We start from the raw sequence: 23,317 nt of genomic DNA on the forward strand, positions 1-23,317 counted from the left end.
CCTCGGGTCAGTCCGAGGCGTCGAACCAGTCGCGCGACAGGTGATACGCCTTGGCCATGACGGTGGGCAGATCGTTGGGATCGAAGGTGTCGCCCGCGATGAACTGCCCGCGTGCTGGCGTGCTGGCCTCGGGCAGATGCGCCACCTGGAGTTGCAGGCGCAGGTGGAAATGCGTGAAGGTATGACGCACTTCGCCATTCAGGGGTGTCCAGCGTCCAGGTGCCGGGGGCGGCACCGCCGCAGGATTTTCGGACCAGCCGCTGCCGGGCCATCCCAACATGCCGCCCAACAGACCCGAGGGCGGGCGACGTTCCAGCAGCCACGCCCCATCGGCTCGACGCCCGACAAAAGCGGTGCCCAGCCGGATCGGCTTGGGCGCCTTGCGGGTCTTGCGCGGCAGCTCGGCGGCGATGCCCAGGGCGTGGGCGGCACAATCCGTCCGCCACGGGCAGAGGCCGCAGGCCGGATTGCGCGGTGTGCAGATCGTGGCGCCCAGATCCATCACCGCCTGCGCGTAGTCTCCGCAGCGGTCCGGAGGTGTCAGGGTGGTCGCCAGCGCGGTCAGCTCAGGCTTCGCGGCGGGCAGCGGGGTCTGCACCGCGTGCAGGCGCGCCATTACCCGCTCCACATTGCCGTCGACCACCGTCGCGGGCTGGTCGAAGGCGATGGCGGCAATTGCGGCCGAGGTGTAGGGGCCGATCCCCGGCAGCGCCTGCAAACCCTCGCGGGTGTCGGGAAATCGACCACCCAGTTCGTTGGCCACCACTCGGGCGCATTTCAACAGGTTGCGGGCGCGGGCGTAATAGCCCAGCCCGGCCCAGGCGGCCATCACGTCCTCGTCCCGGGCGGCGGCCAGATCCTGAACTCGCGGCCAGCGCGATGTGAAAGTGTCGAAATAGGCCTTTACGGCCGCCACGGTGGTTTGCTGCAGCATGACCTCGGACAGCCAGACACGGTAGGGATCGGCGCGCCGCCCCAGCCGCGACTGGTCCGGCGGCACGCGCCATGGCAGCGCACGGGCATGGGTGTCGTACCAGTCCAGCAGACGGGCAGAGAGAACATGGTCACACAACTGTCAGGCGGCTCCTGCGGTTTGGGTCTGGTCCTTGGATACAGCTCAGTTAGGATGGCGCGCGAAAGCGGACAGGGCCTGATGTCGAAAACCGGATACAATGGCAAGCGCAAGCGGCGATGGAGCAAGGGATTTTCCCAGGCCGGTGGCCTTGTGCAGCCGCAGATCAAGCGCGCCAGTGAAAGCCGTGGCTTTGCGGTCAGCCGCCTTGTCACCCATTGGGCCGAGGTGGTCGGCCCCGACATTGCCCGCCTGTGCCGTCCGGTCAAGGTCGGCTATGCGCGACAGGGCATGGGCGCGACCCTGACCTTGCTGGCGCGCGGCGCCGCCGGGCCGATGCTGCAACCGCAATTGCCGGCGATCCGGGACCGGGTGAATGCCTGCTACGGCTATAACGCCGTGTCCCAGATCCGCATCACCCAAACCGCCACCACCGGCTTTGGCGAGGGGCAGGCGGGCTTTGACGGCCCGGCCCGGCGTCCCGACCCCAGGCCCGCATCGCCCGACCCCGAGGCGCAGGCGCGCGGTGCGGAAGTGGCGGAAGAGATTTCTGATCCCGGTTTGCGCGCGGCGCTGGCCGGACTTGGCGCGCGTGTTCATGCGCGCCGCAATCCCCAAGGAGACCCTGATGCTTCGTCGTGATTTTCTGGCCAATGGCCTCGTTTCCGTGACCGCCCTGGCGGCCGGTCTTGGTCTTGCCGGTCCCGCCCTTGCCGAGATTACCGAGATCGAGGACATGGTTCTGGGTGATCCGGACGCGCCGGTAACGGTGATCGAATACGCGTCCTTCACTTGCCCCCATTGTGCCAATTTCCACGCCACCACCTTCAAGGACCTGAAGAAGACCTACATCGACACCGGCAAGGTGCGCTTCATCCATCGCGAGGTGTATTTCGACCGATATGGCCTGTGGGCGTCGATGGTGGCGCGCTGTGGCGGCGAGATGCGGTATTTCGGCGTGGCCGACTTGGTCTATACCGGTCAGCGTGAGTGGACACAGGGCGAGCCTGCCCAGATTGCCGAAAACCTGCGCCGCATCGGACGTACCGCCGGGCTGAGCAACGACCAGCTGGACGCCTGCCTGCAAGACGCCGAGAAGGCGCAGGCGCTGGTGGCGTGGAACGATGCCAACACCAAGGCCGACGGCATTTCGGGAACCCCGTCCTTCGTGATCGAGGGCGAGTTGTATTCCAACATGAACTACGACGATTTCGCGGCCCTTCTGGACGAGAAGCTCGCGGCGAAATAACCGGCAGGCCGCGCCGGGCTATCGAGCCTTGCGCGGCAGCCGGTCCAGCGCTTCGGACAGGGCGGCCTCATCGGTGAAGCTCAGCCGCACCGGCAGGGCCAGAACCTGCCCGCGCATCCGGTCGGGCAGGCGCACCGCATCCTTTTCCGTGGTCACCAGTTGCAGGCCCCGCGCCCTGGCCTCGGTTTCCAGCCGGGTCAGCAGGGCTGGTGACAGGGCCTGATGATCTGCCAGCGGCACGGTCTGCACCAGATCTGCCCCGAGGCTGCGCAGAGTGCGGAAGAATTTCTCGGGGATGCCGATGCCCGCGAAGGCCAGCACCCGCAGCCCTTGCCATGTCATGCCGGTTTGCAACGGTTCCAGATGTGCGCGGACCCGTGGCACCGGGATCTGTGCCGCCCATTGTGCATCGAACGCCGCCTGATCGTCTTCGGCCCCAATGGACAGCAGCAGGTCGGCCCGCGCCAGTCCGGTCGCCACCGGTTCGCGCAAAGGGCCCGCCGGGATCGTACGGCCATTGCCAAAGCCCGCGCGCGCATCGACCACGACAATGGACAGATCCTTGGCCAGTGAGGGATTCTGGAATCCATCGTCCAGAATGATCGCATCCGCCCCGCTGGCGACCGCCAGTTGGGCGCCCTCGGCCCGGTCGCGGGCCACGAAGGTGGGGGCGAAGGCGGACAACAGCAGCGGTTCGTCCCCGACCTGCGTGCTGGTGTGGCGGCGGTCATCCACCTGCAAGGGGCCGGTTTCCGATCCGCCGTGGCCCCGGCTGACGATGGCTACAGACAGCCCGCGCGCGCGCAACCGTTCCACAAGGGCCATGACAGTGGGGGTCTTGCCGGTGCCGCCGGCGTTCAGGTTGCCGACGCAGATCACCGGGACCGACAGGCGCTGCGGCGTGCCCTTGCGCAACCGCCGCGCCGTACCTGCCGCATACAGCGCGCCCAGCGGGGCCAGCATCCGGGCCTGCCAGCCGGGGCGTTCGGGCGGGGCCTGCCAGAACCGTGGCGCCTGCATCAGGGGGTGTCCTTGCCATCCGGGCGGGCGGGCGCGCCGGGCAGATGATCCAGGATCAGCGCGAGCGCCTTGTCAGTGACATCCGCGCCGCTGGAGCTGATTTCCCAGGCTGCATAGGCCATGGGTGCCCGAAGGTCGGGGCGTATCAGATCGGTGACCGCCTGCGCCAGCTCGCGCGCGTCGGTGACCTCACGCGCGCCGCCGAAGGCCCCCAGTCGCTGATAGATGTCGCGGAAGTTGCGCACATGCGGCCCGTGGATGATGGCCGAGCCGAGGGCGGCGGGTTCGAACGGGTTGTGGCCGCCGATATCGACCAGCGAGCCGCCCACGAAGCTGAGCGGGGCGAGGCGGTACCACAAGCCCATCTCGCCCAGCGTGTCGGCCAGCAGAACCTGGGTGTCGGGGGCAGGATCCTGTCCGGTGCTGCGCCGCGTGACGCTGAAGCCCGCGGCCTGCGCCAGGGTCTGCACCTCGTCGCCGCGCTCGGGGTGGCGGGGCACCAGGATCAGCAGCAGCCGATGGGAGCCGCGACGGGCGGTGCGATGGGCGTCCAGCACCTGCGTTTCCTCGCCGGGATGGGTGGAGGCCGCGACCCAGACCGGACGGTCGCCGATCAGCTTGTCTAGCCGCGACCGTTCGGCCTCGTCGCAGGGCGGCGGCGGGGTGCCTTCCTTGAGGGTGCCGGTGACGGCCAGCTTCTCGCGCGGCAGGCCCATGCGCCGCAGGGCTGCGGCGGTGCGGTCGTCCTGCGCCTGCACGGCAGTGAAACAGCGCATCAACGCGCGTGCCGTGCCGGGCATCCAGCGCCAGCGCCGGGCCGAGCGCGCCGACATGCGGGCGTTCAGCAGCAACAGCGGGATGCCGCGACCGTTGGTTTCCGTCAGCAGCGCGGGCCAAAGCTCGCTTTCCGTCCAGATCGCCAGATCCGGTCGCCAGTGATCGAGGAAGCGGCGGACGAAGGCACGGAAGTCGATGGGAATGAACTGATGCGTGGTGCGTGGCGGCAGGCGGGCGGCGAGGATATCGGCCGAGGTCACGGTGCCGGTGGTGATCAGGAAGCTCAGCTCGGGATCGGTTTCCCCCAACCGCTTGATGACTTCCAGAAGGGACAGGGATTCGCCCACCGAGGCGGCGTGCAGCCAGACCAGCCGGCCCTCGGGGCGCGGCACCGAGGCACCGCCCTTGCGTTCCTCGATCCGGGCGGCGGATTCGCGGCCATCGGCCAGGCGCCGGGCCAGCAGCCGGTTGCCATAGCCGGTGGCATGGGAGGAAAACGCCAGATAGGCGCAAAGGGCAGGCGTGAAGCCCATGGGCGGGCTCAGTCGCCCAGTTCTTCGGTCGATGAGGCCGCCAGTTCTTCATCCCGCAGGCGGTGAATATGGGCGATGAAATAGCGGGTATGGGCATTGTCCACGGTGCGCTGCGCGGCCGATTTCCAGGCGTCATAGGCGCTTTTGTAATCCGGGAACATGCCGACGATGTCGATGTTGTCCACATCCTTGAACTGGGTTTTGGACGGGTCGACGAGTTCGCCGCCGAAGACGAGATGCAGCCGCTGGGCCATGGGACAAGCCTTTGTGATTTCGGTTTGGGCGACCATTGTGCATTTGCGGCACAGGGTCAAGAAGTGGGCGGGTCGCAGGGCCGGGAACGGGCTTGGAAACGGGGTTGGAAACGGTCTGGAAAACGTATGGCTGGCGTATGGCTGGCGACGGGCCGCCTCCGGCGGGAGTATTTGAGACAAGAAAAAGGGAAGGGTCAGCCCAGTTGATGCATCAGCGCCCCGTGGATGGCCGGGCCGCCGGCGATCAGGCCGGAGGAGACCGGATGTTCGGTGTTGAAGCGCAGCGCGTGGCCGTGGCGGTCGGAGACGCGGGCGCCGGCCTCGGTCGCGATCAGGCTGCCGGCGGCGATGTCCCATTCCCAGGTGTCGCGGAACACCAGCATGGCATCGAAGCGGCCCTCGGCCACCAGACCCAGGCGGTAGGCCAGCGAGGGGCGGTAGTGGCGCCGGACCGGCGGCAGGCCGTGGGGCCAGTATTTCGAGGCCAGGCTGAATTTGTTGGCCAGAAGCGTCGCGCCGTCCAGCGCGGCGCGCGGGCTGGCGGTCAGCGGCGCGCCGTTCAGCCAGGCACCGCCGCCCAGGGTGGCGGTGAAGGTGAAGCCGCGCTCGGGCATGTGGACGGCCCCGGCGATGACCTGGCCGCGATGGGCCACGGCTAGCGAATGCGCCCAACTGCCGCTGCCTTGCAGGAACGACCGCGTGCCGTCGATCGGGTCGATGATGAACACCGTGTCGCGGTCAAGACGCTCGGTGTTGTCGGGGGTTTCCTCGCTGAGCCAGCCATAGCCGGGACGGGCCGCCTGCAGGGTTTCGGCGAGGTAGCTGTTGACCGCGTAATCGGCCTCGGTCACCGGTCCGGCGCCGGGCTTTTCCCAGGTTTTCGGGTCGCGACGGAAGAATTGCAGGGCAATCTCGCCGGCGTGTTCGGCCGCCCGGCACAGCAGCGCCAGATCCTCCTGCGCGGTCGGGGTCCGCGTGTCAGGCGCCGGCAAGGGTCATGCCCTCCACCAGAAGCGAGGGGACCACGCGGCTGAGGTGCGGGCGCGCGTCATTGGCCGGTATCAGGCGGCCCAGCATGTCGCGCAGGTTGCCCGCGATGGTGCATTCGTTGACCGGGTAGGCGGGCACGCCGTTTTCGATCCAGAGGCCGGAAGCGCCGCGCGAATAGTCGCCCGTGGTGGGGTTGATGGTGGCACCGATCAGCCCGGTGACCAGCAGGCCGGTGCCCATCTGGGCCATCAGCTCGGCCGGGGTCTGCGCGCCCTGTGTCAGGGCGACATTGGTCACGCTGGGGCTGGGCGGCGAGGACGGACCGCGTGCTGCGCTGGCGGTGCTGGACAGGCCCAGCCGGCGCGCCGTGGCCAGGTCCAGCGTCCAGCCCTGCAACACGCCGTCCCTGACGATGGCGCGCGGGGTGGCGGCCAGCCCTTCGGCATCGAAGGGGCGCGAAGAATGGCCGCGACGCTTGCGCGGATCCTCGATCAGGTCGAGCCCGGCGGGCAAGACGGGCTGGTCCAGCGCGTCGCGCAGCCAGGAGGCGCCACGGGCGATGGCGGTGCCGTTCACCGCGCCCAGCAGGTGGCCGATCAGCGTGGCCGCGATGCGTTCGTCGAACAGCACCGGGTAGCTGCCGGTCTTCGGCTGGCGCGCCCCGGCGCGGGCGAGGGTCCGTTCGGCGGCGGTGGTGCCGATCTCTTCGGGGCTGAGCAGGTCGGCGGCGTAGACGCGCATGTCGCCGAAATGGTCCCGTTCCATCCCGGTGCCGGTGCCGGTGATGGCGACGCAGGACAGGCCGGTGCCGGTGCGGGTGTAGCCGCCTGAAAACCCGTTGCTGGCGGCCAGATGCACGCGACGGCGGCTGTAGGTGGCCTGCGCCGAGGACACTTGCGAGATGCCCTGATGCGCCAGCGCGGCGGCCTCGACGCGGCAGGCCAGATCGCGCAGGTGATCGGGGGCGGGTTCGGCTGCCGGGTCGGCCAGATCAAGGCCCGTGGCATCGCGGTCGCGGCACAGGTCCGCCGGATCGGCCAGCCCGATATGGGGATCCTCGGGGGCTTCGCGGGCCATGGCGACGGCGCGTTCGGCCATGGCGGCCAGCGTGTTGGGGGAGGTGTCGGAGGCCGACACGCAGGCCTGCCGCTGGCCGACCAGCACGCGCAGGCCGATGTCGGTGCCCTCAGCGCGTTCGGCCTCTTCCAACGCGGCGTTGCGCACGCCGATAGACAGCGAGGTGCCGTCCAGCGCCAGCGCATCGGCGGCCTCTGCGCCGGCCTTGCGGGCGGCATCGAGCAGGGCTTGGGTCAGGTCGGAAAGGCGATCCGGGGACATGAGGTTCTTTCGATCGGGCGCAGGGCAGCCCAAGGCGGCCCCGCGCGGGTCAGGATGCCAGACAGGTAGCGGCTTCGGCCCGGGTTTTCAAACCCGCAGCGCCGCGCCGGTCAGCGCACCCGGTTGCCGTTGATCACCAGCCCGCCGCCGGGTTCGGCCTTGATGGTCGAGGTCAGGCTGTCGCCGGTGCCGGGGGTGGTGAACATGCCCAGCATCATCTGCGCGCCCATGGCCTGATCGCTGGCCAGAAGGCCCGCCGCCGAAAGCTGCTGCAGCAGGGTGACGATGCCGGTGGCCGAAAGGTTCAACTGGCCCACCGGCTGGGTCAGGTTGGGGGCGGGGGGATCGCCCATCATGTCGACGGTGAAGTCGCCGGTGGCGGAAACCTCGGCGCCGGCGAAGCCGAGCGTCAGGGTGTGGATGCGCAAGCCTGTCGGCAGCAGGTCGGGAAGTTGCGCGTCGGGCTGGGCCTGTGCCGACAGGCCGGGGGCGGGCGGCGCCGGGGTCTGGACCGTGTCGCGCACCATCACGTCGGCTTCCACATCCAGGTCCAGATCTGCGGGCGTGCGGGGCAGGGCGCGGCCCGGATCGAGCAGGTTCCACAGAGTGTCGTCGAGGCTGAGCTGCGACAGTTTCAGTCCCAGCCGGGCGATCTGCGCCTCGGGGGCCGCGGCCAGCGGGATGGTCAGTGCGGCGACCATTTCGGGCAGCGTGACATTGATCGGCGGCAGCGGGAACTGGTCGGAGGCAAAGGTGAAGGCCAGCCCTTTCGCGGTCACGTCATAGGAGGCGCGCGTTGGGTCCACCGCAAGCCGCGCCGCAGTGCTGTCCTGCCGCGAGGTGGTCTCGACCCGGCCGATCTCGGCACTGGTCTGCAGCGAGCGGGTCTCGGCCTGCCCGGCGGTGAAGCTGCCGGTCAGCGACCATGTGTCGGTCCCGGTGCCGGGGGCGAAGCTGGCCGCGCCGTCGAGATCCTGTTGTGCTGTGGCCGAACTGGAGGTCACGCCGGTGGCCGGGTCGGTCAGGTCCAGCGTCATGGCCGCACGTCCGGCGGTGAAACGGGTCGACAGCGGCGCGCCCGCCGCGGGGTCGGTGCCCGCCACGGTGCCCGCAAGCCGGTCCAGCGTGAGGTCGCCCGCAGCCTCCAGCGGGGTGGCATCCTGCACCAGTTCGGTCAGGCGCATCTGGAAGCTGTCCGAGGCGAAGGCATAGTCGGGTGCGGTGATGTCGCCGGCCACCGACAGGGTCAGCCCGTCGCCACCCAGATCGAAACGGGCCGACAGAGTGTCGGCGGGCGTGTCGCTGCCACCGGTCGTGATGCGCAGTTCCTGCCCCGGCGCGATGGCCACCGTGACGGTGCCGTTGCCACCGTCCTGCAGGGCGACCGTGTCCAGCCTTGCGGTCAGAACGCTGCCGTCTTGCAGGGGCTGGGTCACGGTCACACCCTCCAGCCTCAGGGCGCGGCCGTCGGGCTGGCTGCGTTCGGCGGTGATGCTGCGGCCTTCGCTGGTGATACTTTCCTGCCAGCGCTGCCAGAGCGCGTCCGGAGTGATCTCGGCCTGCGCGGAAAGCGCTGTGGAGGCGAGGAACGCGGCAAGGGCAAGGCGCGCGGGGGCGGTGCGAAGTGCGGGCATGAAAAACCTCTGTCGGGCGGTGTTTGTTGCAGTCCGGGTCGGGCTGGGCCAGACTTCGGCCGGAATGATGTCTGCCTGAAAGGTGGGGCATCCCGGCGGCAGAGGAAAGAGGACATGGATCACGTTTCTGGAAAAACTGTCCTGATTACCGGGGCAAGCCGGGGAATTGGCGCGGCGGCGGCGCGGGAATTCGCGCGGGCGGGGGCAAATGTGGTGCTTTTGGCGCGCTCGCGCGAGCCGATTGCGGATCTGGCGGGCGAGATCGGCGAGACTGCATTGGCGGTGCCCTGCGATGTGTCGCGCTACTGGGAGGTGTCGGCGGCGGTGGATGCGGCCGAGGCCACCTACGGCCCGGTCGAGGTGCTGGTCAACAATGCCGGTGTGATCGAGCCCATCGCAAGGCTGGTTGAAAGCGATCCGGAAGACTGGGCCAAGGTGCAGGAGATCAACACGCTTGGGGTCTATCACGGCATGCGCGCGGTGCTGCCGGGCATGATCGGGCGCGGGCGCGGGACGATCCTGACGATCTCGTCGGGCGCGGCATCGCGGCCAATGGAGGGCTGGAGCCATTATTGCGCCTCGAAAGCCGCGGTGAAGATGCTGACCGAACAGGTGCATCTGGAGGCCGGGGAGGCCGGGGTGCGCGCCATCGGCCTCTCGCCGGGCACCGTTGCCACCGAGATGCAGAGCCAGATCAAGGCCAGCGGCGTCAACCGGGTGAGCCAGCTGGACTGGTCCGAACATATCCCGGCGGACTGGCCCGCAAAGGCTCTGGTCTGGCTGGCGGGGCCTGCGGCGGATGATCTGGTTGGCACCGAGGTGTCCCTGCGCGATGAAGCGCTCCGACGCCGCATGGGATTGGACGCATGATAGATCTGACGCGGGAGGGCGATCTGTGGACCGTCACCCTGAACCGGCCCGACAAGGCCAATTCCGTCACCCCCGAGATGCTGGCCCGCATCGCCGAGATTGCCGAAGAGGCGCGGGGCCGGGCGAAGGTGTTTGTCCTGACCGGCGCCGGCAAGGTGTTTTCGGCGGGTGCCGATCTGGAGGCCGCGAAGGCCGGTCTGGCGGTCGATCCGGTCTGGGAGCGGCTGTCGGGCGCCATCGCGGATTTGCCCTGCCTGACCATCGCCGCGCTGAACGGGACGCTGGCGGGCGGTTCATTCGGGATGGCGCTGGCCTGTGATCTGCGGATCGCGGTGCCGGAAGCCCGGTTCTTCTACCCGGTGGCCCGGCTGGGATTTCTGCCGCAGCCTTCGGATCCCCCTCGGCTGGTGGCGCTGGTCGGCCCGGCGCGGGCCAAGATGATCCTGCTGGCCGGAGCAAAGATCGAAGTCGAGGAGGCGCTGGCCTGGGGGCTGGTGGACCGGATCGTTCCGCGCGCGGCGCTGGGCGCCACGGTGGCCGAACTGTCCGAAGCGGCGCTGGCGGCGGCGCCCGATCACATCGCCGCCATCAAGACCCTTTCGGGCTGAGGCGGCGCAAAGGCCAGGCACCTGATCTTGCGGTTCTTTTTGCTGTGCCCCTCGGCCGGGCAGGAGTTGAGAGTTGAGGCTAAGAGGGTGCCCGACCGAAGGTAGTTCCTGTGTAAAAATCCGCGGCGGGGCGCGGCGAGGGGGCCTGCGCCATAATCGTTAACGCGCCGGTCACTTTCCCGGTCCCGGTCCCCGCGTCAACCGCCTGCAAATACATGAAAATTTCTGCTAAATGCGCGGTATCCGTGTGTTTTTCGACCTGTGCCAAGCTTTTGGCATGGTTAAGGCCGCGCTCGCGCAATGCGCGAAGCCGGGAGGCGATGCCCGGCCCGGTTGTGCCGCGGTGCAAGGCGCCACCCGAATCAGCCTGGCCTCGGTCTGGATCGCGACGTGGACCCGCCCTGACGCACGGCTGCAGACATAGAAGGGATGACAAGCCGCAAGCGTTTGGTGCATGGACGCCCAGATGAAAGCAGGAAGGTGTCCAATGTTACCAATTGAAACCGACCCGAAGCAGGCTTTGCCGGATGGTGGAGCGACCGCCTGTGAGGCGCGCCATGGCTGAGCTGCGCACGCCGCGGCGCGCGGTGAGCGCGTTGTTCTTCCTGAATGGCGGGCTTTACGGCATCTGGGCCTCGCGGATCCCGGCGATTGCCGACAAGCATGCGCTTGGTCCCGGTACGCTGGGCCTGTTGCTGCTGTTGCTGGCGGCGGGGGCGATCGTGGCCTTCCCGCTGGCGGGGCGGGCGTCGGATGCCCTGGGCGCGGGGCGGGTCAGCCTGGGATTGGGCGCGGTCTATACCCTGACGCTGTTCGCCCTCGGGCTGGCGCCCTCGATCTGGCTGCTGGCCGTGGCGCTGCTGCTGTGCGGGGCGCTGTTCGGCGGGCTGGACGTGTCGATGAACAGCTGGGCCGGAGAGGTCGAGCGCCATGTCGGCCGCCCGATCATGTCGTCGTTCCACGCCATGTTCAGCCTTGGGGCGGGGATCGGGGCCGGGTCGGGATATCTTGCGGTGCAGGCGGGGCTGGGCCCCGCGGCGCATTTCCTGCTGGTCGGCGGCGCCATGGCCGTCGGCTGCCTGTGGACCGGGAACATCGGCTGGACGTCGCCAAGACGCGCGGCCACCACTGGCAGCCCGGTGTTCGCGCTGCCGCGCGGAGCGCTTCTGGCGGTGGGTCTGATGACCTTCTGCTCGGCCATGGGCGAGGGCGCAATGGCGGATTGGAGCGCGATCTTCCTGGTCGTCTCGACCGGCGTTGGCGAGGCGCGCGCGGCATTGGGGTTCGCCGCCTTCTCGGTCGCGATGGTGGCGGTGCGGCTGATGGGCGACCGGATCATCCTGCATTTCGGCGCGGTGCGGGCGGCGCAACTGGCCGGGCTGGCGGCCTGTTTCGGCACCGCGCTGGCGGTGGTGTTCTCGGGCAGCTTCTGGATGGTGCTGCTGGGGTTCGCGATACTGGGCATCGGCTATGCGCTGATCTTCCCTCTGGCGTTCTCGCGCGCGGCCAATGACCCCGACATCGCGCCCGGAGCGGCCATCGCCAGTGTCGCGACGCTGGGCTACGGCGGCATCCTGCTGGGGCCGCCGGTGATCGGCTTCGTGGCAGAACTGGCGTCGCTGCGAGTGGCCTTTGGGCTGCTGGCGCTGATGCCGCTGCTGATTGTCGCTCTGGCGCGGACGCTGAGAACCGCCCCGGTGGAGGTTTCAGCGACGGGCTAGGCGCGGGCGACGGGGCGGAATTGTGGCCCCCTCCGGATGGAGAGGGCCACTGGGGGACGCCGGTGATCAGGCGATGGCGATGTCGTCGAGCAGGAAGGTGGCGTTTGCAGCCTCGAACGTCACCGCGTCGACATCGTGGAAACTGTCGTCCAGAACAATGTCGCCAACGGTGGTTGCCGTGAGATTCAGAACGGCGCCGTTGGAGGCCGTGAGCAGCAAACCCCCGTTGTTCTGGATCAACTGGAACCCGTTCAGATCGAAACTCGCACCATCAGCACGGCTGAGAACATAAGTCGAACTGTTGGCATTGCTGTAGAACTCGAAATCCGGGTCGGGGTTGTAGTTCGTGATCTGGTGGCGCGATGTCCCAAGACTGGCGAATATGAACCCGTCTTCTTCGTGCTGGCCACCGACAACCCGGAAGCCTGTTTCAAACTCGATCAAATTGGGATCACCGCCTTGAACGTAGGGCGTCGTGCCTTGCAGATTCTCGAAGACGATATTGTCGATACGAATCCAGTCCGCGTCGTCGCCCAATGTGGTGTCGCCGTCAAAGTTGCCGTCGAAGTCCCAGTCCACCCACGCTACGTCGGTGAACATGGTGCCGAAATCCACGGTGCCGTAGTCGCCTGTCAGCGAGCCGCCGGGGACTGAAACACTGTGAGTCGCCCCGTTTGAACCGGTAAAGAGAACCGACCAACCGTCGCCGTCCAGGTCGAACACTTGCCTCAGATCAAGCGACTTGAGCGAGAATGTCCCGGTTCCGCCTTCGCCTTCGATCCTGCCCCGCCCGGTCAGATCAGGGTTGTTGTCATAGTCGTAGGACACCAAGTTGCCGTCGAGACCCGACAGTTCGGATACGACGCCCGAAGCCAGGTCATTGTCCTCCAGTCCACTGGCCTGCAGCCCGCCGTCGACGGTGACCCAGCGATAGTCTGTGCTGTTGGCGTTGCTGAAGATCTGGAATCCGCCCTGCACATCCATCACCCCCGACACGCCGTCGTCGGCACCGTTGATGGTGATGTTGACAGTGGCAAAATCGCTGTCGCCGTCCAGATCCGACACCAGGTAGGTGAAGCTGTCGGTCAGCGTGTCGCCATCGTTCAGCGCCTGGATGGCCGGGTTGCTGTTGTCGAGCGCATAGCTGTAGCTGCCGTCATCGTTCAGCACGAGGCTGCCAAGGGCCGGCCCTTGCACCAGCACAACCCCGCCAACCAGGTCGGGCACGCTGTCATTGGTCAGGACGTTGCCGGTCAGCACCGGGCCGTCTTCGGTCACCACGGCGATGTCGTCATTGGCCTCGACGGGATCGTCCTCGGGCGAGATCTCAACGCCATCCACGAAGAGTTCCAGCTTCTCGACGCGGTTCACGCGCAGGGACTGGCCCTCGAAGCAGGTGAAGGTAAAGAACTCCTTCTCGGCGTCCTGGGTGTGACCATCGGTGACTGCCGACAGGAAGGCCAGATAGGCGGCCACCTGAAGCTGCACCTGAGGGTCGGCCCAGGTGTCGGAGGTCATCATCAGGCGGATGGTGTCGAACCCGATGCCGCCGTCATAGGTGTCCCCGGCTCCGGCGTTGGCTTCGACATGATAGATCAAAAGATCGTCGCCACGTCGCCCGCGCACGGTATCGCTTCCGGGCCCGCCGCTCAGGATGTCGTCGGACCGGGTGCCATGGATGTCTTCATTGGCCGGGGTGCCGGCAATGGTGAGTCCAGTTGTGGTAGACATGAGAAGATCCTCCCGAAGAAAGTGGTGAAAATAACGCCGATACTCGGGAACTTTCGGTCGACAATCATACGTATTCCTATGTAAGCATAAAAATTGGTACAATCGGACCCCAACTTCCCCATTATACCGTCGTGAAATGGTTAACCCCATGATGAGGATCATTGAATTCAGGTTTCCAGAAGGAAAAGGCGCGGCCCGGGCAGGCGGTTTCGGTTTAACCAGAACGGGGGGTGAGGCCTTGCGCCGGCGCCGGACATCCCGTTCAATTGGCGTTGCGTCAAGTCGGCCCCTTGCGAGGGGGGGTATGGAAAAGCCACTCTTTGGCAGAATAGTTTTTGTGGTAGCCAGACCTCTGGGCAATGCTGGCACGGCGCGGATTGATGACTTGGGTTTCGGAGGGCGTATTGGGCGGAATAACGGCGTTTCTTGACAGGCATTCCTCGTTGGCGCGCGTGGCCTACGTGGCGTTTTCCGCAGTGATGTGGCTGAAAAACCTGTTGTACTGGACTGCCTATCGCTGGTTCGGGATCGTGCCGCGCCGGATGTCGGATCGCGGCCAGGATCGCTGGGTCATCGACGAGGTGTTCAAGGGCAAGACCGGCGGGTTCTTCGTGGAACTGGGCGCCTTCGACGGGTTCTCGGAAGCCAATACCTTCGTGCTGGAAAAACGCTATGGCTGGCGTGGGCTGTGCATCGAGGCCAACCCGGTGAACTACAGGAAACTGACCGAGGTGACCAAGCGCGCCTGCACCTGCGTGCCGCTGGCGGTCGATCCGGTGGCGGGCAAGCTGGAGTTCTACCTTGACGGCCAACGCTCCAGCCTGGTGGTGGAAGAGGCCGACCATGCCCCGGACAAGGTGGCGATGGACAAGGCCCGCGCCGAAGGGCGGATCGTGTCGGTGGAAACCCTGCCGCTGGCCGAGATCTTCGACCGTTACGATGCGCCCAGGGTCATCGACTATTTCAGCCTGGACGTGGAAGGCTCGGAAACCCGGATCCTGCGGGAGTTTCCCTTCGATCGCTACATCTTCCTGACGATGACGGTGGAACGCCCGACACCCGAGCTGAACGAGATCCTGTTCGCCAACGGCTATCACTTTGTGCGCAATTCGCTGTACGACACCTTCTATGTGCACGAGAGCCTACCGGGGTTCGACAGCCTGCCGCGCAAGCCGTTCGAACAACTGGCCGCAAAGGCCTTCTGACCCGGGTCAGGCGGCGGGGTCGTCCCGGTCCGCGTCCTCGCGCGCGGCGTTGCCCTTCGGCTGGCAGATGATCTGGTCGATGATGTAAAGCGGGCGGTTCTTGGACTGCATGTAGAGCCGTCCCAGGTAGCCACCGATCACCCCGAGCATCATCAACTGGCCGCTGCCCAGGATCAGCACGGCGGTCATGGTGGTGGTCCAGCCCTGCACCACATTGCCCGACAGATAGCCCCAGACCGTGTAGCCCATGAACATCACGCCGATCACGGCGCAGATGATCCCCAGCCACAACGAGATCTTCAGCGGCAGCACCGAGAACCCGGCGATGGCATCGACGGCGAAATGCACCATCTTGCGGAACGGGTACTTGGTTTCCCCAGCCAGCCGTTCCGAGCGGATGTATTCCAGCGGCTCCTGCCGGAACCCGATCCACGACACCATGCCCCGGATGAAGCGGTGGTGCTCGGGCATCTGGTTCAGCGTATCCAGCGTCCGGCGGCTCATCAGGCGGAAATCGCCGGTGTCGGTGGGAATGTCGATCTCGACCAGCTTGTTGAGCACCCGGTAGAACAGGCGGGCCGAATGCACCTTGAAGGCGGTTTCGCCGCGCCGTTCGGTCCGCTTGCCATAGACCACGTCGACGCCGTCATCCATGCGCGCCATCATCTTCGGCAGCAGCTCGGGCGGGTCCTGCAAATCGGCATCAAGGATCAGGATGCGGTCGCCCCGGGCGATCTGAAGCCCGGCGGTCAGGGCCAGCTGGTGGCCGTGGTTGCGCGACAGGATCACGGCGACCACATGCGGATCGGCGGCGCTGAGCTCTTCCATCATGGCGCGGGTGCGGTCGGACGAGCCGTCATCCACCAGCACGATTTCATAATCCTCGCCCACGGTCTCGCGGCACACCGAGGTGACCCGGCGGTACAACTCGGGCAGGACGGCCTCTTCGTTGTAGCAGGGGGAGACGACCGAAAGGGCCGGCGTTTTTGGTCTGGTCGACGTGGCGGACACCCCTGGAAACCTCCTGAAAACACAGTCTTGACGCGCAAAATGGACGCCGCGTCATATCCGTTCTAATCGGTTACGGGCGCATCCCCAAGCCAAGAGATCAGCGGCATTTTTACATTCCCTGTCAGGTGCGCTGCGCCAGTGGCAGGGCATCGGCCACGCGGGCGGCATTGGCCATCAGGGTAAAGGTCAGGTTCTTGGCCGGCAGCGCCGGGAAGACCGAGCCATCGGCCACATGCACATTGGTGAACCCGCGCAGGGCGCCATCGGGGGATGTGGTCAGCGGGGTCTCGGCCTGCGCCATCGGCAGGGTGCCGGTGTAATGCACGCTGGCGCCCATGGGGCGGATGTGGGTCATGCCCGGCGCCAGCGGGGCGCGCATCATGCGGAAGGCCCGGCCAAGGTCGCGCAGGGCGGCGCGGATGCGCGGGCGTTCACCCGCGGGCGGGCGATAGCGGGCCGACAGCACCGGGCCGTCGGTGCCGGGCTCCAGCGTCAGCCAGTTGCCGTCGCGCCGGGTGTCGTGGAAATTCAGATTCACCACCCCCAGCCCGCTGCGCAGCCGCGCCAGAACCGCGCTGGCCGCCGGCAGCGGCAGCGGCAGTTGTTGCAGCACCGGATGCAGGTCGCCGGCGGTAAACGTGGTGATCTGGCCGTGCACATAGGGCCGGTCCGGGGTGGCCGCCAGCCCCATGGCCAGCTGGTGATACTGGTAGGCATCCACGGGCGCGCCGCGCCCCAGCATGGCCAGGTTCAGGAAGGGGGCCAGCACCTGCCGGTTGTCCATCAGCCCGGTCAGGCGCGGTGCTGCGTCATTGCGCTCGGCCAGCGTCTGCAGCACCAGCCGCCCGGTTTCCAACGTGCCGCAGGACAGCAGGAAGCGGTCGGCCTTAAGGTGCAGCGTGGCACCGTCGCGGCGGCGCACGCGCAGGGTGGCAATGCGGCCCGTGCCGTCGCCCTCCAGCGCTTCGGCGGCCAGATGCGGCAGGTAGGTCAGGCCGGGATGATCCAGAAGCGCCACCAGGGTCTGCCCCGGTGTATAAAGCGCGCCGGTCGGGCAGCCCCACAGGCAGCGCCCGCAAAGGGTGCAGCCGCACCGGCCCTCGCGATCCTCGGCCAGCGTGGCCTGCCGGGATCGGCCCAGGCGGAAGCCGGGCAAGGCCTTTTGCAAGGCCGTGCGCCGGGTGGTGTAGCTGTCCAGAAGGGTCGCGCTGGCGCGATCCAGTGTCACCGGGTCATGCAGGTGCGCGTGCAGGGGCAGGTGCGGAGACAGGTCATCGGGCGCGCCGCCGATGCCGATCCGCTGGGCCACCAGATCGTAATAGGGCGCCAGATCCCGCGCCGTGATCGGCCACCCGTCCAGATCGGCGGCATCGAAAGGATAGGCGCCGGCGGTCCAGGCTTCGGCCAGCCCGCCCGTGGTGAAACTGCGCAGGGGCGCGAAACCGTCTCCTGTCAGCACGCGCGGCTGGGGCGCGGGCTGGAACACGAAATCCTTGGACGGTGGCAGGCCATAGTATTCGCGCGCGCCACCGGGGTCGGGCAGATGCACCGCCTGAAAATCCGTGCCCAGAAAGAAGGCGGCGGGATCATCCAGTGCCTCGGGCAATTCCGAAAACGGGGTGTCGCGCAGGGGATAGCCGCCGTGCAGCCCGCCCGCATCGACCAGCGTCACCTGCGCGCCGCGTTCCAGAAGGGTCTGGACCGCATGCAGGCCGCTGGCCCCGGCGCCGACGACCAGAACGCTCATGCTGGGCCGGAGCCGCGATGCGTGAGCGACAGGATCAGCGCGGCGATGCCGCCCGCCACGATGGTGGCCAGTCCGCGCAGCCCCTGAAACCCGGTGACCAGCGTGGCGCGCAGCGGGCCCTCGGCGGGCACGGTCTGGAACGCTCGCGCAGTGGGCGGCAGTTTCTCGACGATGGCCAGCAGCAGGATCAGGCGGCGGCGAAACAGGCTCTTGCGGGCGAAGAAGCTGGTGTAGCCGTCCATCAGGCTCAGGGCCATCGGGCTGCGACGGGAAAACCGCAGCACCGCTGCATCGAAGCTGCCCGGTGCCGGGGTCAGGGCGAAGCGGGCAATCCCGTCCAGATAGGCGACCTCGGCCTGCGGGCCGGGCAGGGTGCCGCACAGATGGCGGCTGATGTCCCGGCATTCCTGTACCAGCGTGTCGCGCGGTTCGGGATCGGGGGGCATGGCGTCGCTGGGCGCGCGGGCAGGGGGCGGCGGCGGATCGCCCGAGATCGCCTCGGCCAGCATGTCCTCCAGCGAGACCATCTCGGGCCGCAGCCGATCCATCAGCCAGTTGTCGCGGGCGGCGGAATCATTGGCGAAGACCGCGAACTGCCCGGCGGTGGCGGGCATGACCGGGCGGGCCAGCGGTTCCATCGCCGCCAGCAGGGCTTGCAGCGGGGTCAGGGGCAGCGGCAGGAACTTCGGGGTCTTGCCGGTGATCTCGGCGTGCATCCGGGTCAGGAAATCGCGAAAGCTCAGCCGCTCCGGCCCGCCCAGGTCCAGAACCTCGCCCGTGGCCGGGACGTCGATCAGCGCCTCGATGGCGCGGGCCACGTCGTCCACATGCACCGGCTGCACATCCACCGGGCCGCCGCGCGCAGGCAGCGGGATGATCGGCGCGCCGGCGATCTTGCCCAGCGTCGCGGCGATGGGCGATCCCGGCCCGAAGACCAGCGTCGGGCGCAGGATGGTGTGCGGCAGACCGCTGGCGGCAAGTGCTGTCTCGGCGGCCTGTTTGGTCTGCGCATAGGGATAATGCCGCTTGTCGGGATAGCCCGCCGCGATGGTGCTGACGAAGATCATCGCCTCGACCCCTGCGGCCTTCGCGGCTTCGGTCAGTGCTTCGGTGGCCTGCTGGTTGGCGGCGGCATAGTCGTCGGGTGCCGCCTTGCCGGTCAGGGCGGCCATGTGCAGCACGCGGTCTGCGCCTTCAAGGGCGGCGCGATAGCTGTCAGGCCGGTCCAGATCGCCCTTGATGGCGGTGCAATTGGCGGGCAGGTCGGGCAGGGCCGCCGGGTCGCGCAGTAGCAGGGTGCAGGTGACCTCGGGGCGCCTTGCCAGACGCCGCAAGACCTGCCGTCCGACGAAGCCGCTGGCGCCTGTCACGAAAAGCTTCATGGCGCCGTCTCCTTCAGAATTCACCGTCGCTGAATGCCCAGAACCGTCCAGCCAAGTAGCCGAAGCTGCTGACCAGAACGATCATCACCGCCAGCGCCAAATTATAGGAAAGCCCGGCCATGTCGACGATGACAACGACACTCATCTGGCTGATGACGAGGTTGATCGCCGAGATCACGAAGAATCGCGGCATCGAATGCGAGACATGCGCCTGCGACCGGAAGGTCACATGGCGGTGGCCGTAGTAGGACAGGAAAAACCCGGTGCAGAAGGCCACCAGATTGCCCCAGAACGCCTCCATGTGCAGGATATGAACACAGAACAGGCCAACGGCGATGTGAACACAGGTCACGATCCCGCCCATGAAGCCAAAGGTGATCAGGCTACGCATACTCGCCACTTTCCAACAAAGGTACCAACGAGAGGACTATAATGGGGTCCCCTTGTTGGCGGAAGCGGTGAACTGACACATCACAGCTTAAAGTTGTGTCGTAGCGCGCTGCCCCCGCGACGGTGTTCAGGGGCCGCTGCGCGCGTTCCAATCGGTGATATAAGCCTGCTCGGCCGCGGTGGGCACGGCGGGCGCGCCGGGTGCGGTCCCGGCCGAAGCGGTGTCGGTCGGTGCCGGGCCGGCCAGCAGGGCCGCGCCCTGACTGGTGCCGGTAGAGCCGTGCATGGCGCGCACCGGTGATCCGGTGGCGACCGACAGCATCCGGCCATAGCAACGGTTGCGGGCAAAAGGGCCTTCGACCAGGATCGGGCCGTCGTGACCGATCAGGTCCAGGCACCGCGCGGTAACCAGTGCAAGGTAGAAGGCCACTGCTGCGCCCCGGACACCAGTGCCGACCTCGGGCTCGGCCCCGCACCAATGTGCGTCCTGCCCCCGGAACGGGCCGGTTTCTGGCACCACGGCGGGCAACAGCATCACACCGCCCGACAGCACCGCGGCGATGTCGGCCTCGGTCGGCTCGGGATAGGTGCCGCCGCTGGCCAGATCGTGTTCGCGCCCGCCCATGAAGCGGGCCGAGGGCACCGGGTTGCCGAAGGCGTCGGTGTTGATGAGCGTGTCGCGCGACGGGTCCAGATCGACCTCTTGCCCGCCCACGGACATGACGATCACCCAGGTGCCCGACGAGATGACCGAGAACGGCCGGGGATTGCCCAGAAGGTGCGGCAGCAGCGAGGCATTGCTGTCATGGATGCCGCAATGCACCGGCGTGTCTGGCGCCAGCCCGGTGCGTGCCGCGATCTCGGGCAGGATTGGGCCCAGCACATCCGCCGAGGGCCTCGCCGGGGCCAGCTTGTCAGCGATGCCCAGCGTGTCGACCAGCGAGGAAAACCCGCGGGCGCGCGGGTCCCACAGATCGGTGTGGCAGCCCAGCGAACTGACATCCGCCGCCGTGACCCCGGTCAGCCGGGCGCCCCAGTATTGCGGATAGGTCAGGATCGTTTCGGTGCGTGCCTTCAGGCCGGGATCGGTGGCGAACTGCCAGTGCAGCTGCGCGCCCACATTCAGCCCCATGCCCAGCCGCGGAGAGCCGGTTTCGGAGAACTCTGGCCGCAGGCGGTCATAGTCCTCGGCCAGATCGTCGGGGCCGGAATGTTCGTAGTCCAGGATCGGCGCGGCGAGGTCGCCATGGGCGTCCAGAAGCGCCACGCAAGCGCCATGGGTGGTGATCGAGATGGCGTCGATCCCGTGTTCGGCGTGAAACCGGGTCAATGCCTCCAGCAGGAAGTCCCAATGCCCGTCCACATCGAAATGCGGCCAGGGCGGGCCGGGCAGCACAATGTTGGGCCGTGTGACCACGGCGATTTCCGACAGGTCGGCCAGATTGACCAGCGCCAGCTTGGCGTTGGTCTTGCCGATGTCGATGACGGCGACATGTCCCTGGGTCATGGCATGTGAAACACGGGCACAAGCGGCACCGCCACGGGTTCGTTGTCCTCATGGGTGCGCATCAGGTCGGCCATATGGGCCCACCATCTCTGCATCACCGGGGTTGTGGGCAGATCGTCCATGCGGTGATCGTCGCTGCGCCAGAGCACGCCGAACAAGGTATGGGTCTCGGGATCCAGATGGATCGAGTAGTCCGAGATCCCGGCCTCCTTCAGCAGCGTGACAAGCTCGGGCCAGATGGCATCGTGGCGCGCCTTGTATTCCGCTTCGCAGCCGGGGGTCAGGTGCATCTTGAAGGCGAACTTCTCCATCATTTCCTCCACATTGCCCAAAGGCGGGGAAGGGCGATGACGCCGATCAGCAGGGCGCCGATGACGATGGACATGACGATGCCCGGCACGTTCAGCAGGCCCAGACCGAAGGTGACCAGCCCCATCACAAAGGCGGCGATGAAGACGCCGGGGATGGTGCCGGACCCGCCCAGGATGTTGACGCCGCCCAGCACGACCATGGTCACGACTTCCAGTTCCAGCCCGGTGGCGATCGACGGCCGGGTCGAGCCCAGCCGCGAGGTCAGGCAGATCGAGGCGACCCCGGCCATCAGCCCGGTCAGCAGGAACAGGATGAACTTCACCCGCGCCACCCGGATGCCCGAGAACAGCGCGCCGGTGGGATTGTTGCCGATGGCATAGACCGTGCGGCCAAAGTTGGTCTTGTGCAGCACGACGCTGTAGATGATCGCGAGCAGGGCGAAGAGCACGAATTCGAAGGACACCACCCAGAACACATAGCCCTGTCCGAAGAAGGCGAAATCCGCCGGGTAGCCGCGGAACGCCTGGTCGCCCAGCACGATATAGCTGATGCCGCGAAACAGGCTCATGGTGCCGATGGTCACGACGATGGAGGGCAGCCCCAGCCGAGTCACCAGAACGCCGTTGAAGGCGCCGCACAGCAGCCCGGTGCCCAGACCCACAAGGATCAGGACCGGGGTGCCGGCGCCAAGTTGCAGCGCCGCGCCCATGGCGGTGGAGGCCAGCGCAATGATCGAGGCGACGCTCAGGTCGATTTCGCCCGAGATGATCAGCAGCGCCATGGCGAAGGCGATCATCGCCTTCTCGGTGAAGTTGAAGGTTGCGTCGCTCAGGCTCCAGGCGTTCAGGAAGTAGGGCGAGGCAAAGCTGTTGGCGATGAAGATCGCAATGGCCACCAGAAGCAGCAGGCTTTCCCAGCTTTTCAGTCGGGTGGCCAGCGGTGATTGCAGCCGGTCGGGGATGTAACGCTCGGTGAGGCTCATGCCGTGTGCTCCGCGGATTTCAGGATGATCCGACCCTTCTCGCGATTGGCGCGGGCATTGAAGGCGACGGCGATGATGATGGCGCTGCCCGAGATGGCAAGCTGCCAGAAGGGCGAAATGTTGACGACCGGCAGGGCGTTCTTGATGACCCCCAGGAACAGGGCGCCCAGAAGCGCGCCGCCCACGGTGCCGATGCCGCCGGCGATCGAGATGCCGCCGATCACGCAGGCGGCAACCACGTCAAGCTCGAAGCCGCCGGCGATGTCCACATAGGACACCGCATAGCGCGACACCCAGAGGTAACCGGTCAACCCGGCCAGCGCGCCCGAGATGGCGAAGGCCCAGAACTGGGTCTTGCCCACGTTCAGACCGGTGTAGGTGGCCGCGTGCGGGTTGCCACCGACCGCATAGAAGGCACGGCCCAGCGTGGTGCGGGTCATCACCAGGGTGAACAGGATGACGGCGGCGATGGCGATCCAGCTGAGCATCGGAAGGCCCAGGACCTGGGCGCGCGGGAAGGCCTTGAAAGCTTCGCTCATCTCGTGGCTGTTGACCCATTTGCCGTCCGACAGCAGGAAGATCATGCCCCGGAAGATCGTCATGGTGCCCAGGGTCACCACGATCGGCGGGATCGCCAGTTTCCACACCAGCAGCCCGTTGATCATGCCCAGGGCGGTGCCAAGGCCCACGGCCACCAGCAGGATCACCACGATGGGCAGGCCGGGGGCGGCGACGTTGATCATCGACACCACCATGCCGGTCAGCGCCAGGTTGGCGGCGACACTCAGGTCGATGCATTTGGTCAGGATCACGATCATCTGGCCGACGGCCAGCAGGATCAGCGGCGAGGTGTCGTTGAACACCCCGGCCAGATTGGAGGGCGTCACGAAACCGGGAAAGCGGGTGGCGATCAGCGCCAGCAGCACCCCGATGGCGCCCAGCAGGATGACCTCGCGCGAGGCCAGAAGCCGTTTCAACATCTGT

Annotated in this window: 22 protein-coding genes; 6 read left to right on the plus strand and 16 right to left on the minus strand. The window is 67.1% G+C overall.

Going from position 1 to position 23,317, the window contains the following annotated elements; all coding sequences use genetic code 11:
- Window positions 1-7: 7 nt before the first annotated feature.
- Window positions 8-1,072 (minus strand): A/G-specific adenine glycosylase, encoded by a 1,065-nt coding sequence (mutY, locus tag AB0T83_RS10560; RefSeq protein WP_366192994.1) that lies wholly within the window; start codon window positions 1,070-1,072, stop codon window positions 8-10.
- Window positions 1,073-1,153: 81 nt separating this feature from the next.
- On the opposite strand from mutY, the gene AB0T83_RS10565 reads away from it, so the two are divergent.
- Both AB0T83_RS10565 and AB0T83_RS10570 read left to right on the plus strand, forming a co-directional pair.
- A complete protein-coding gene (locus AB0T83_RS10565) occupies window positions 1,154-1,714 on the plus strand; it encodes a DUF721 domain-containing protein (protein ID WP_366192995.1) in 561 nt (186 codons plus the stop codon).
- Entirely contained in the window at window positions 1,701-2,321 is a 621-nt protein-coding gene (locus tag AB0T83_RS10570; protein ID WP_366192996.1) for a DsbA family protein, read from the plus strand. Before AB0T83_RS10565 ends, AB0T83_RS10570 begins: the two co-directional genes overlap by 14 nt.
- A gap of 18 nt (window positions 2,322-2,339) precedes the next feature.
- On the opposite strand, the gene lpxK is transcribed toward AB0T83_RS10570, so the two are convergent.
- The 6 genes from lpxK to AB0T83_RS10600 form a co-directional block, all read right to left on the minus strand.
- Window positions 2,340-3,341, minus strand: coding sequence for a tetraacyldisaccharide 4'-kinase (gene lpxK / locus AB0T83_RS10575; RefSeq protein WP_366192997.1), 1,002 nt, complete (start codon window positions 3,339-3,341; stop codon window positions 2,340-2,342).
- Window positions 3,341-4,651, minus strand: a complete 1,311-nt coding sequence (locus AB0T83_RS10580; RefSeq protein WP_366192998.1) for a 3-deoxy-D-manno-octulosonic acid transferase — start codon at window positions 4,649-4,651, stop codon at window positions 3,341-3,343. Before AB0T83_RS10580 ends, lpxK begins: the two co-directional genes overlap by 1 nt.
- An 8-nt stretch (window positions 4,652-4,659) precedes the next feature.
- A complete protein-coding gene (locus AB0T83_RS10585) occupies window positions 4,660-4,905 on the minus strand; it encodes a DUF4170 domain-containing protein (protein WP_366192999.1) in 246 nt (81 codons plus the stop codon).
- Between the two features lie 194 nt (window positions 4,906-5,099).
- Window positions 5,100-5,897: a 3'(2'),5'-bisphosphate nucleotidase CysQ gene (locus tag AB0T83_RS10590; RefSeq protein WP_366193000.1), complete on the minus strand. Its 798-nt coding sequence runs from the start codon at window positions 5,895-5,897 to the stop codon at window positions 5,100-5,102.
- Window positions 5,884-7,233: a TldD/PmbA family protein gene (locus AB0T83_RS10595; RefSeq protein ID WP_366193001.1), complete on the minus strand. Its 1,350-nt coding sequence runs from the start codon at window positions 7,231-7,233 to the stop codon at window positions 5,884-5,886. Before AB0T83_RS10595 ends, AB0T83_RS10590 begins: the two co-directional genes overlap by 14 nt.
- 110 nt (window positions 7,234-7,343) lie before the next feature.
- Complete coding sequence (locus tag AB0T83_RS10600) at window positions 7,344-8,867, minus strand: DUF2125 domain-containing protein (protein ID WP_366193002.1); 1,524 nt, start codon at window positions 8,865-8,867, stop codon at window positions 7,344-7,346.
- Window positions 8,868-8,981: 114 nt separating this feature from the next.
- Between AB0T83_RS10600 and AB0T83_RS10605 the strand changes: the two genes are divergently transcribed.
- The 3 genes from AB0T83_RS10605 (at window position 8,982) to AB0T83_RS10615 (ending at window position 12,066) form a co-directional block, all read left to right on the plus strand.
- Window positions 8,982-9,737: an SDR family oxidoreductase gene (locus AB0T83_RS10605; protein ID WP_366193003.1), complete on the plus strand. Its 756-nt coding sequence runs from the start codon at window positions 8,982-8,984 to the stop codon at window positions 9,735-9,737.
- Window positions 9,734-10,345, plus strand: coding sequence for an enoyl-CoA hydratase/isomerase family protein (locus AB0T83_RS10610; RefSeq protein ID WP_366193004.1), 612 nt, complete (start codon window positions 9,734-9,736; stop codon window positions 10,343-10,345). Before AB0T83_RS10605 ends, AB0T83_RS10610 begins: the two co-directional genes overlap by 4 nt.
- 557 nt (window positions 10,346-10,902) lie before the next feature.
- Window positions 10,903-12,066: an MFS transporter gene (locus AB0T83_RS10615; protein WP_366193005.1), complete on the plus strand. Its 1,164-nt coding sequence runs from the start codon at window positions 10,903-10,905 to the stop codon at window positions 12,064-12,066.
- A 66-nt stretch (window positions 12,067-12,132) separates the two neighbouring features.
- On the opposite strand, the gene AB0T83_RS10620 is transcribed toward AB0T83_RS10615, so the two are convergent.
- Window positions 12,133-13,797 (minus strand): cadherin-like domain-containing protein, encoded by a 1,665-nt coding sequence (locus tag AB0T83_RS10620; protein WP_366193006.1) that lies wholly within the window; start codon window positions 13,795-13,797, stop codon window positions 12,133-12,135.
- A 452-nt stretch (window positions 13,798-14,249) separates the two neighbouring features.
- On the opposite strand from AB0T83_RS10620, the gene AB0T83_RS10625 reads away from it, so the two are divergent.
- On the plus strand, window positions 14,250-15,002 hold the full coding sequence (locus tag AB0T83_RS10625; RefSeq protein ID WP_366193067.1) for an FkbM family methyltransferase: 753 nt from the start codon (window positions 14,250-14,252) through the stop codon (window positions 15,000-15,002).
- Between the two features lie 6 nt (window positions 15,003-15,008).
- On the opposite strand, the gene AB0T83_RS10630 is transcribed toward AB0T83_RS10625, so the two are convergent.
- From AB0T83_RS10630 to AB0T83_RS10665, 8 genes are all read right to left on the minus strand, one after another.
- Window positions 15,009-16,013 carry a glycosyltransferase family 2 protein gene (locus AB0T83_RS10630; protein ID WP_366193007.1) on the minus strand — a complete coding sequence of 335 codons (1,005 nt, stop codon included), beginning with the start codon at window positions 16,011-16,013 and terminating at the stop codon, window positions 15,009-15,011.
- Between the two features lie 121 nt (window positions 16,014-16,134).
- Complete coding sequence (locus tag AB0T83_RS10635) at window positions 16,135-17,760, minus strand: GMC oxidoreductase (protein WP_366193008.1); 1,626 nt, start codon at window positions 17,758-17,760, stop codon at window positions 16,135-16,137.
- Entirely contained in the window at window positions 17,757-19,142 is a 1,386-nt protein-coding gene (locus AB0T83_RS10640; protein WP_366193009.1) for an SDR family oxidoreductase, read from the minus strand. The genes AB0T83_RS10635 and AB0T83_RS10640 overlap by 4 nt, the downstream gene beginning before the upstream one ends.
- A 13-nt stretch (window positions 19,143-19,155) precedes the next feature.
- Window positions 19,156-19,533, minus strand: coding sequence for a GtrA family protein (locus tag AB0T83_RS10645; RefSeq protein WP_366193010.1), 378 nt, complete (start codon window positions 19,531-19,533; stop codon window positions 19,156-19,158).
- Window positions 19,534-19,659: 126 nt separating this feature from the next.
- Complete coding sequence (locus tag AB0T83_RS10650) at window positions 19,660-21,039, minus strand: FGGY-family carbohydrate kinase (protein ID WP_366193011.1); 1,380 nt, start codon at window positions 21,037-21,039, stop codon at window positions 19,660-19,662.
- Window positions 21,036-21,350, minus strand: coding sequence for an L-rhamnose mutarotase (gene rhaM, locus AB0T83_RS10655; protein WP_366193012.1), 315 nt, complete (start codon window positions 21,348-21,350; stop codon window positions 21,036-21,038). The genes AB0T83_RS10650 and rhaM overlap by 4 nt, the downstream gene beginning before the upstream one ends.
- Complete coding sequence (locus AB0T83_RS10660) at window positions 21,350-22,333, minus strand: ABC transporter permease (protein WP_366193013.1); 984 nt, start codon at window positions 22,331-22,333, stop codon at window positions 21,350-21,352. The genes rhaM and AB0T83_RS10660 overlap by 1 nt, the downstream gene beginning before the upstream one ends.
- Window positions 22,330-23,313, minus strand: a complete 984-nt coding sequence (locus tag AB0T83_RS10665) for an ABC transporter permease (protein WP_366193014.1) — start codon at window positions 23,311-23,313, stop codon at window positions 22,330-22,332. The genes AB0T83_RS10660 and AB0T83_RS10665 overlap by 4 nt, the downstream gene beginning before the upstream one ends.
- Window positions 23,314-23,317: the final 4 nt, after the last annotated feature.

It is taken from the genome of Meridianimarinicoccus marinus (genome assembly GCF_040689105.1).
In the GTDB taxonomy this organism is placed as follows: Bacteria; Pseudomonadota; Alphaproteobacteria; order Rhodobacterales; family Rhodobacteraceae; genus Meridianimarinicoccus; species Meridianimarinicoccus marinus.

Coding starts and splice junctions, on each gene's coding strand:
- AB0T83_RS10565 (WP_366192995.1), top strand. CDS start 1,154: ATGTCGAAAACCGGATACAATGGCAAGCGCAAGCGGCGATGGAGCAAG.
- AB0T83_RS10570 (WP_366192996.1), top strand. CDS start 1,701: ATGCTTCGTCGTGATTTTCTGGCCAATGGCCTCGTTTCCGTGACCGCC.
- lpxK (WP_366192997.1), bottom strand. CDS start 3,341: ATGCAGGCGCCACGGTTCTGGCAGGCCCCGCCCGAACGCCCCGGCTGG.
- AB0T83_RS10580 (WP_366192998.1), bottom strand. CDS start 4,651: ATGGGCTTCACGCCTGCCCTTTGCGCCTATCTGGCGTTTTCCTCCCAT.
- AB0T83_RS10585 (WP_366192999.1), bottom strand. CDS start 4,905: ATGGCCCAGCGGCTGCATCTCGTCTTCGGCGGCGAACTCGTCGACCCG.
- AB0T83_RS10595 (WP_366193001.1), bottom strand. CDS start 7,233: ATGTCCCCGGATCGCCTTTCCGACCTGACCCAAGCCCTGCTCGATGCC.
- AB0T83_RS10600 (WP_366193002.1), bottom strand. CDS start 8,867: ATGCCCGCACTTCGCACCGCCCCCGCGCGCCTTGCCCTTGCCGCGTTC.
- AB0T83_RS10605 (WP_366193003.1), top strand. CDS start 8,982: ATGGATCACGTTTCTGGAAAAACTGTCCTGATTACCGGGGCAAGCCGG.
- AB0T83_RS10610 (WP_366193004.1), top strand. CDS start 9,734: ATGATAGATCTGACGCGGGAGGGCGATCTGTGGACCGTCACCCTGAAC.
- AB0T83_RS10615 (WP_366193005.1), top strand. CDS start 10,903: ATGGCTGAGCTGCGCACGCCGCGGCGCGCGGTGAGCGCGTTGTTCTTC.
- AB0T83_RS10620 (WP_366193006.1), bottom strand. CDS start 13,797: ATGTCTACCACAACTGGACTCACCATTGCCGGCACCCCGGCCAATGAA.
- AB0T83_RS10635 (WP_366193008.1), bottom strand. CDS start 17,760: ATGAGCGTTCTGGTCGTCGGCGCCGGGGCCAGCGGCCTGCATGCGGTC.
- AB0T83_RS10640 (WP_366193009.1), bottom strand. CDS start 19,142: ATGAAGCTTTTCGTGACAGGCGCCAGCGGCTTCGTCGGACGGCAGGTC.
- AB0T83_RS10645 (WP_366193010.1), bottom strand. CDS start 19,533: ATGCGTAGCCTGATCACCTTTGGCTTCATGGGCGGGATCGTGACCTGT.
- AB0T83_RS10650 (WP_366193011.1), bottom strand. CDS start 21,039: ATGACCCAGGGACATGTCGCCGTCATCGACATCGGCAAGACCAACGCC.
- rhaM (WP_366193012.1), bottom strand. CDS start 21,350: ATGGAGAAGTTCGCCTTCAAGATGCACCTGACCCCCGGCTGCGAAGCG.
- AB0T83_RS10660 (WP_366193013.1), bottom strand. CDS start 22,333: ATGAGCCTCACCGAGCGTTACATCCCCGACCGGCTGCAATCACCGCTG.
- AB0T83_RS10665 (WP_366193014.1), bottom strand. CDS start 23,313: ATGTTGAAACGGCTTCTGGCCTCGCGCGAGGTCATCCTGCTGGGCGCC.